This is a genomic window from Actinomycetes bacterium (assembly GCA_035506535.1).
Classification (GTDB): domain Bacteria; phylum Actinomycetota; class Actinomycetes; order DATJPE01; family DATJPE01; genus DATJPE01.
Genome location: DATJPE010000039.1, coordinates 21,984 through 29,048, shown reverse-complemented (window position 1 = coordinate 29,048; position 7,065 = coordinate 21,984). Strand labels below are relative to the sequence as shown.

6 protein-coding genes and 1 tRNA gene are annotated in these 7,065 nt (G+C 71.8%); 2 read left to right on the top strand and 5 right to left on the bottom strand.

Annotated features, from left to right (window positions below; genetic code table 11):
- Positions 1 to 3 precede the first annotated feature (3 nt).
- Both VMI11_06480 and VMI11_06475 read right to left on the bottom strand, forming a co-directional pair.
- Positions 4 to 77, bottom strand: a tRNA-Val gene (locus VMI11_06480).
- Between the two features lie 53 nt (positions 78 to 130).
- Entirely contained in the window at positions 131 to 589 is a 459-nt protein-coding gene (locus tag VMI11_06475) for a peroxiredoxin (protein ID HTY72057.1), read from the bottom strand.
- Between the two features lie 26 nt (positions 590 to 615).
- On the opposite strand from VMI11_06475, the gene VMI11_06470 reads away from it, so the two are divergent.
- Complete coding sequence (locus tag VMI11_06470) at positions 616 to 1,602, top strand: hypothetical protein (GenBank protein ID HTY72056.1); 987 nt, start codon at positions 616 to 618, stop codon at positions 1,600 to 1,602.
- Positions 1,603 to 1,643: 41 nt separating this feature from the next.
- Here the strand turns inward: VMI11_06470 and VMI11_06465 are convergent, their stop codons facing one another.
- The gene (locus tag VMI11_06465) at positions 1,644 to 2,075 is read right to left on the bottom strand and encodes a DUF3052 domain-containing protein (protein HTY72055.1); all 432 of its coding nucleotides are present in this window, start codon (positions 2,073 to 2,075) and stop codon (positions 1,644 to 1,646) included.
- Positions 2,076 to 2,323: 248 nt separating this feature from the next.
- On the opposite strand from VMI11_06465, the gene aceE reads away from it, so the two are divergent.
- Positions 2,324 to 5,065 (top strand): pyruvate dehydrogenase (acetyl-transferring), homodimeric type, encoded by a 2,742-nt coding sequence (gene aceE, locus VMI11_06460; protein HTY72054.1) that lies wholly within the window; start codon positions 2,324 to 2,326, stop codon positions 5,063 to 5,065.
- 113 nt (positions 5,066 to 5,178) lie between these two features.
- Here the strand turns inward: aceE and VMI11_06455 are convergent, their stop codons facing one another.
- Entirely contained in the window at positions 5,179 to 5,934 is a 756-nt protein-coding gene (locus tag VMI11_06455) for a pirin family protein (protein HTY72053.1), read from the bottom strand.
- Between the two features lie 29 nt (positions 5,935 to 5,963).
- Positions 5,964 to 7,016 carry a PHP domain-containing protein gene (locus tag VMI11_06450; GenBank protein HTY72052.1) on the bottom strand — a complete coding sequence of 351 codons (1,053 nt, stop codon included), beginning with the start codon at positions 7,014 to 7,016 and terminating at the stop codon, positions 5,964 to 5,966.
- Positions 7,017 to 7,065: the final 49 nt, after the last annotated feature.

Sequence of the window (7,065 nt, the reverse complement as noted above, 5' to 3'; positions counted from 1 at the left end):
CGGTGGGCGCAAAGGGACTCGAACCCCTGACCCCCTCCTTGTAAGGGAGGTGCTCTAGCCAGCTGAGCTATGCGCCCGGACACGCCAGAGTACCGGCGAGCCGAGCGCTTGGGCGCCGGCCAAGTGGCGGCTAGAGGGCGGCGAAGGCCTCTTGGTACGCCGTCACGTCGCGGGCCTCACCCAGTCCCTGCACCACCGACCAGCGCACCACGCCCTCGCGGTCGACGAGGAAGGACGCCCGCAGGGCGCACCCGCGCGGCTCGAAGAACACGCCGTAGTCACGCGCCACGGCACCGTGGGGCCAGAAGTCCGACAGCAGGCGGAACTGGTAGCCCTCGCGCTCGGCGAAGATGCGCTGGGAGTACTTGGTGTCGGAGGAGATGACCAGGACGGTGCGGTCCTCGCCCTCGAAGGAGTCGAGGTTCAGGTTGATCGCGGCGAGCTCCCCGGTGCAGGTCCCGGTGAAGGCGAACGGATAGAAGACCAGCAGGACGTCCTTGGTCCCACGAAACGACGACAGCGTGACGTCGGCCCCGAACTGGTCGGGGAGGGTGAAGTCCGGGGCCAGCTGTCCGACCTCGATGGGCATTACGGGGGTGTCCTCTCATACGAGCGGTGAGCAACGGCAGGATGGCCATCGTGGCAGACCTGCCCGAAAACCTCGCGCCGAGCCCGCACGAGCGGGGCCTGGCGACCCAGGACCGTGCCGACCTCGCCCGCCGGGTCGTGCGCGCCTGGGAGCTCCTGCACGCGCTCGCCGAACGCGCCGACCTGGGCGCTGACACCCGCGCGGGACGCAGCGCCAAAGAGCTGCTCACCGGGGTCGGCCGCTGGCCCGACAGCCGGTGGGTCGCGGAGGTGGTCATCGAGGCCCGCGAGCGTCCGTCCGCGGCCGCCCGTACCGACCAGGACGCCGAGGAGGACCGGCTGCGCGAGTCGCACCGGCGGGCCAGCGGTGCCGCCGTCCTGCGGTCGGTGGAACGGGCCGGCGAGGAGGCGGAGCGCTTCCTCGGGACGGAGGAGGACGAGGAGTACGGCCTTCGGCCCGTGGCCACCCAGCTCGGCCCGCTGCCCCTGCGCACGTTCCTGCACGCGACGGCGTACCGGGTCTGCGTGGCCGGCCTGGACCTGCAGCCGGCCCTCGCCGAGGGCGGCACCGAGGCCGACGACAAGGTCGGCGAGCTCGTCGAGCTGGGCTTCGTCGCGCTCGTCGACGTCCTCGGGGCGCTGGCCGCGCGGGGCGGGCTGACCACCTCGCTCACCGGGGTCACCGACGTCGGGTCGTGGACCTTCGCGTCGCACCGGGGGGCGTGGCAGGTGGTGCAGGCGCAGCCGCCGGGACCGGCGGTGGTCGGCCCCGCGCAGGTGCTGCTCGACATCACTGCCGGTCGGGCCGAGGACGTCGGCGGGCTCTACCGGCGCGGGGAGCTGCGCCTGGAGGACGTCCCTGGGCTGCTGCGCCTGGCGCCGCTGCTCGACGAGGTCCCGGGGATCCCCGGCTCGGGGAGCCTGCGGGTGATGGCCCGCTCCCTCGACATGGCCTCACGCACCCTCGGGCTGGCCGGCAACGCCTGGGGCCGGCTGCGACGCCCGTTCGGCTGAGCCGCCTGCGACCCGCGCTGCGTCGCTCGTCGGGCGAGGCGTCAGCGGCGGCCCATCTTGGGGGCCACGAGCCGGGTCCCGGACCACTCGGGCGCGGCCGCGGTCGACCGGGTGGCGGACAGCCCGGCGGTGGGAGCGGCCTCCTCGATGTCCGACGGCTCGACATGTCCTCGGCGGCCCGCCTTGGGCGTCAGCAGCCAGATGACCCCACCGGCGGCCAGCGAGGTGAGCGCGTCGACGAGCGCGTCCACCAGGTCCCCGTCGCCGTCGCGCCACCAGAGCAGGACGACGTCGACGACGTCGTCGTAGTCGCCGTCGACCAGGGCCGCCCCGGCGAGAACCTCGATCGAGCGGCGGAGCTGGATGTCGCAGTCCTCGTCGAACCCGAGCTCCTGCACCACCTGCCCCGACTGGATCCCGAGTCGGGATCCGGGCTGACGCTGCTCCTCCGCCGCGTCCGCGGTCGCGCTCACGAGGATCCTCCCTGGCGTCGTGGCCGCGATGATCGTGGCCGCTGGGTCGTAGTCCACCGCGTGCGGACCGGGGCGCGCAAGCGCATGGCGGAGGTCCGCGCGTCGTGCCGTCCGGGCTGGCGAGAGCTACTCGCGGGTAGCTCTCGCCAGGTCGACGGCCCCCGGCCGGGCTTGCGAGGATGGACGGCGCGGGCGACCCCCGCAGCGCCCGTACGGGCACCGTAGCCACGCCGAGGAGACGCACCACCGTGACGTCATCGCCAGACCGTTCGCCGCTCATCACCGCGGGCCTGCCGACCCAGCTCGTGGACACCGACCCCGAGGAGACCGCGGAGTGGCGGGACTCCCTCGACGCCGCGATCGACACCGACGGTGCGCACCGAGCCCGCTACCTCATGCTCTCGCTGCTGCAGCGCGCCCGTGAGCGCAACGTCGGGGTGCCCTCGCTCCTCTCGACCGACTACATCAACACCATCCCGCCGGAGCGGGAGCCGGCCTTCCCCGGCGACGAGGCGGTCGAGCGCCGCATCCGACGCTACGTCCGCTGGAACGCCGCGATCATGGTGCACCGGGCCCAGCGTCCGGGGGTGGGCGTCGGTGGCCACATCTCGACCTATGCGTCCTCGGCGTCGCTGTACGAGGTCGGCTTCAACCACTTCTTCCGGGGCAAGGACCATCCCGGCGGCGGCGACCAGGTGTGGTTCCAGGGCCATGCCTCCCCCGGCATGTACGCGCGTGCCTACCTCGAGGGCCGCCTGAGCGAGGCGCAGCTCGACGGCTTCCGGCAGGAGCTGTCGCACCCGGGCGGAGGCCTGTCGTCCTACCCCCACCCCCGCCTGATGCCCGACTTCTGGGAGTTCCCCACGGTCTCGATGGGCCTGGGGCCGCTGAACGCGATCTACCAGGCCCGGTTCAACCGCTACCTGCACGCGCGCGGCATCAAGGACACCAGCGACCAGCACGTGTGGGCCTTCCTCGGCGACGGCGAGATGGACGAGCCGGAGTCGCTCGGCGCGATCGGCCTGGCCGCGCGCGAGGAGCTCGACAACCTCACCTTCGTCATCAACTGCAACCTGCAGCGCCTCGACGGCCCGGTCCGGGGCAACGGCAAGATCATCCAGGAGCTCGAGGCGTTCTTCCGCGGTGCGGGCTGGAACGTCATCAAGGTCGTGTGGGGCCGCGGGTGGGACCGCCTGCTCGCGGCCGACACCGACGGTGCGCTCGTGGCGTTGATGAACCGGACTCCGGACGGCGACTTCCAGACGTACAAGGCCGAGAACGGCGCGTTCGTGCGGGACAACTTCTTCGGTCGCGACCCCCGCACCGCGGCCCTCGTCGAGGACTGGACCGACGAGGAGATCTGGGCCCTGCAGCGTGGTGGCCACGACTACCGCAAGCTCTTCGCGGCGTACACGGCGGCGGTGCAGCACTCGGGCCAGCCGACCGTCATCCTCGCCAAGACCATCAAGGGCTGGACGCTGGGCAGCCACTTCGAGGCACGCAACTCCACCCACCAGATGAAGAAGCTCACCCACGAGGACCTGCTCGACTTCCGCGACCGCCTGCAGATCCCGATCGCCGACGCCGACCTCGACGACAAGCTGCCGCCGTACGCCCACCCGGGCGTGGGCTCGGAGATCCACGACTACCTCATGGAGCGCCGGCGCACGCTCGGCGGCCCGCTTCCCCAGCGGCGCACGCTGGCCAAGCCACTGGTGCTGCCCGGCGATGCGCCGTACGAGGCGGTACGCCGCGGCTCGGGCAAGCAGCCGGTCGCCACGACCATGGCCTTCGTCCGGCTGTTCCGCGAGCTGCTCAAGGACCCCGAGATCGGGCCGCGGTTCGCGCCGATCATCCCCGACGAGGCGCGCACCTTCGGCATGGACAGCCTGTTCCCGGTGCTGAAGATCTACAGCCCGCACGGGCAGACGTACGTGTCCGTCGACCGCGAGCTGATGCTGTCGTACAAGGAGGCGACCACCGGCCAGATCCTGCACGAGGGCATCAACGAGGCGGGGTCGGTCGCATCGTTCACGGCGGCTGGGACGTCCTACGCGACGCACGGCGAGGTGATCATCCCGGTCTACATCTTCTATTCGATGTTCGGGTTCCAGCGCACCGGTGACGGGTTCTGGGCGGCGGCGGATCAGATGGCGCGCGGCTTCGTCCTGGGCGCGACAGCTGGTCGGACGACGCTGAACGGCGAGGGGCTGCAGCACGAGGACGGGCACTCGCTGCTGCTGGCCTCGACCAACCCCGCGGTGGTGGCCTACGACCCGGCGTTCGGGTTCGAGATCGGCCACATCGTGCGTGACGGCCTGCGCAGGATGTACGGCGAGGAGCCGGAGAACGTCTTCTACTACCTGACGATCTACAACGAGCCGTACGTCCAGCCGGAGGAGCCGGCCGGCCTCGACGTCGAGGGCGTGCTGCGCGGGATGTACCTGTGGCGGCCGGCCGCGGACCGAGGAGGGGACGGTCCGCGGGCGCAGCTGCTCGCCTCGGGGGTGGCGGTGCCGTGGGCGGAGCGGGCGCAGGACCTGCTGCGCGAGGACTGGGGGGTCCATGCCGACGTGTGGTCGGTGACGTCGTGGAACGAGTTGCGCCGCGACGGGCTCGAGGTGGAGTCGTGGAACTTCCTGCACCCGGGCGAGAGCCCGCGACAGGCCTACGTCACCCAGCGTCTCGCCGGTCAGCCGGGTCCGGTCATCGCGGTCTCCGACTGGATGCGCGCGGTGCAGGACCAGATCCGCGAGTGGGTCCCGGGCGAGTTCAGCTCCCTGGGTACCGACGGGTTCGGCATGTCCGACACCCGCGGCGCCCTGCGCCGCCACTTCAAGGTGGACGCCGAGTCGATCACCCTGCGGACCCTGGAGATGCTCGCCCGCCGCGGTGAGGTCGACGCCGACCTGCCCCGCCAGGCCTTCGAGCGCTACCGCCTGGCCGACGTCACCGCCGCCGACCCCGGCGCCGGCATGGGCGACGCCTGACAGGTCTCCGACGCGACGTCCCCCTCCCCTTCCGAATGAACGCGGCGTTCCTCCAATAGGTCCGACTGAATGCCGCGTTCATCCGGAAAAGAGGGGGGCGGGGGAACGCTCGGTCAGAGGGTGGCGTGCATCTCCCACACGAGGATCTCGGCGGGTACGTCCGACGCGCTGACCCGCTGGCCGTCGGCGGCGGTCAGCCGTACGGCGTCTCCGACGTCGAGGCGGCCGGCGCCCTCGAGGTCGACCGCACCGCGGGCGACGTACAGGTGCACCCAGGGCGCCGCCGGCAGGCGCACCGACTCCCCCGGCGCTAGGCGGGCCGCGAAGAGCGTCGCGTCCTTCTGCTTGATGCGGATCGCCGACTCGTGTCGCCAGTCGCCGCTGGCCACCGGGACCAGCCCCCCGCGCTCCAGCTCGTCGGTGATCTCCACCTGCTCGTAGCTCGGCTGGATGCGGGCCTCGTCCGGGAGTACCCACATCTGGACGAAGTGGACCGGCTCGCTACGCCCGCCGGCCTCCGACCCCGCGAGGCGCCAGGCGTCGTTCTTCTCCGAGTGCAGGATCCCGGTGCCGGCGCTCATCCGTTGCGCCAGGCCGGGATGGATGATGCCGCTGTGGCCCATCGAGTCCTGGTGGACGAGCGCCCCCTCGAGCACCCAGGTCACGATCTCCATGTCGCGGTGCGGGTGGGTCTCGAACCCGGTCCCCGGCGCCACGACATCGTCGTTGCTCACGAGGAGCACGCCGTGGTGGGTGTTCGCCGGGTCGTAGTGCTGGCCGAAGGAGAAGGAGTGCCTGCTGTCCAGCCAGCTGATCCGGGTGGCGAACCGCTCCCCGCTGCGCCTGATGTCGTACGTCGTGCCGCTCATCCCGAGCCCTCTCCAAAGTAGTTGTCTGCTCAACTACTTCCCACGATCCGGTGTTCCCAGCTGAGCAGCTCCTGCGCCGACTTCGTGTTGATCACTCGCTCGACCGGGACCCCGCACTCCTCGGCTCGGGCGCAGCCGAGGACCTGCCAGTCGAGCTGTCCCGGCGCGTGGGCGTCGGTGTCGATCGAGAACAGGCAGCCCATCTCCACCGCCAGGCGGAGCAGCCGCCGGGGCGGGTCCTGGCGTTCCGGGCGCGAGTTGACCTCGACGGCCACCCCGAACTGCCGACACGCCTCGAAGACGATCTCGGCGTCGAACTCCGACTCCGGACGGGTCTTGCCGCTGCGCCCTCGCGGCGTGACGTAGCGACCCGTGCAGTGGCCGAGGACGTCGGTCGCGGGGTTCGCGATGGCGGCGACCATCCGCGGAGTCATGTCCTTGCTCGGCATGCGCAGCTTGGAGTGCACGCTGGCGACGACCACGTCGAGCTCGGCCAGCAGTCCCGCATCCTGGTCGAGCGAGCCGTCCTCGAGGATGTCGACCTCGATGCCGGTCAGGATCCGGAAGGGAGCCAGCTCGTCGTTGAGCTCCCGCACGACGTCCAGCTGCCGACGCAGTCGCTCGGCCGTCAGCCCGTTGGCAACCGTGAGCCGGGGGGAGTGGTCGGTCAGCACCATCCACTCGTGCCCCAGGTCGCGGGCGGCCAGCGCCATCTCGCGGATGGGCGAGCCGCCGTCGGACCAGTCGGAGTGGGCGTGGCAGTCGCCCTTGAGGGCGGCACGTAGCCGCGCACCGGCCCCGGCCACGACCTCGGGAGGAGCCCAGGAGAGCGCCTCGGCATCGCGGAGATAGGCCGGCGTCTGCCCGCGCTCGGCTTCGACGACGACACCAGCGGTCGTCGCCCCGACCCCCGGCAGCTCCTGCAGCGTGCCGTCGGCCATGCGACGGGCCAGCTCGCCCGGGGGCAAGGCGTCGATGGCAGCGGCGGCGGTACGAAACGCGCGGACCCGGTACGTCGGCTCGAGGGCGCGCTCGAACAAGAAGGCCACCCGGCGCAGCGCGTCGACCCCGGCTCCGCTCATCCCCCGTTCGTAGCACGCCACGGGCTGCCAGACACCGGCGGGCGCCGGG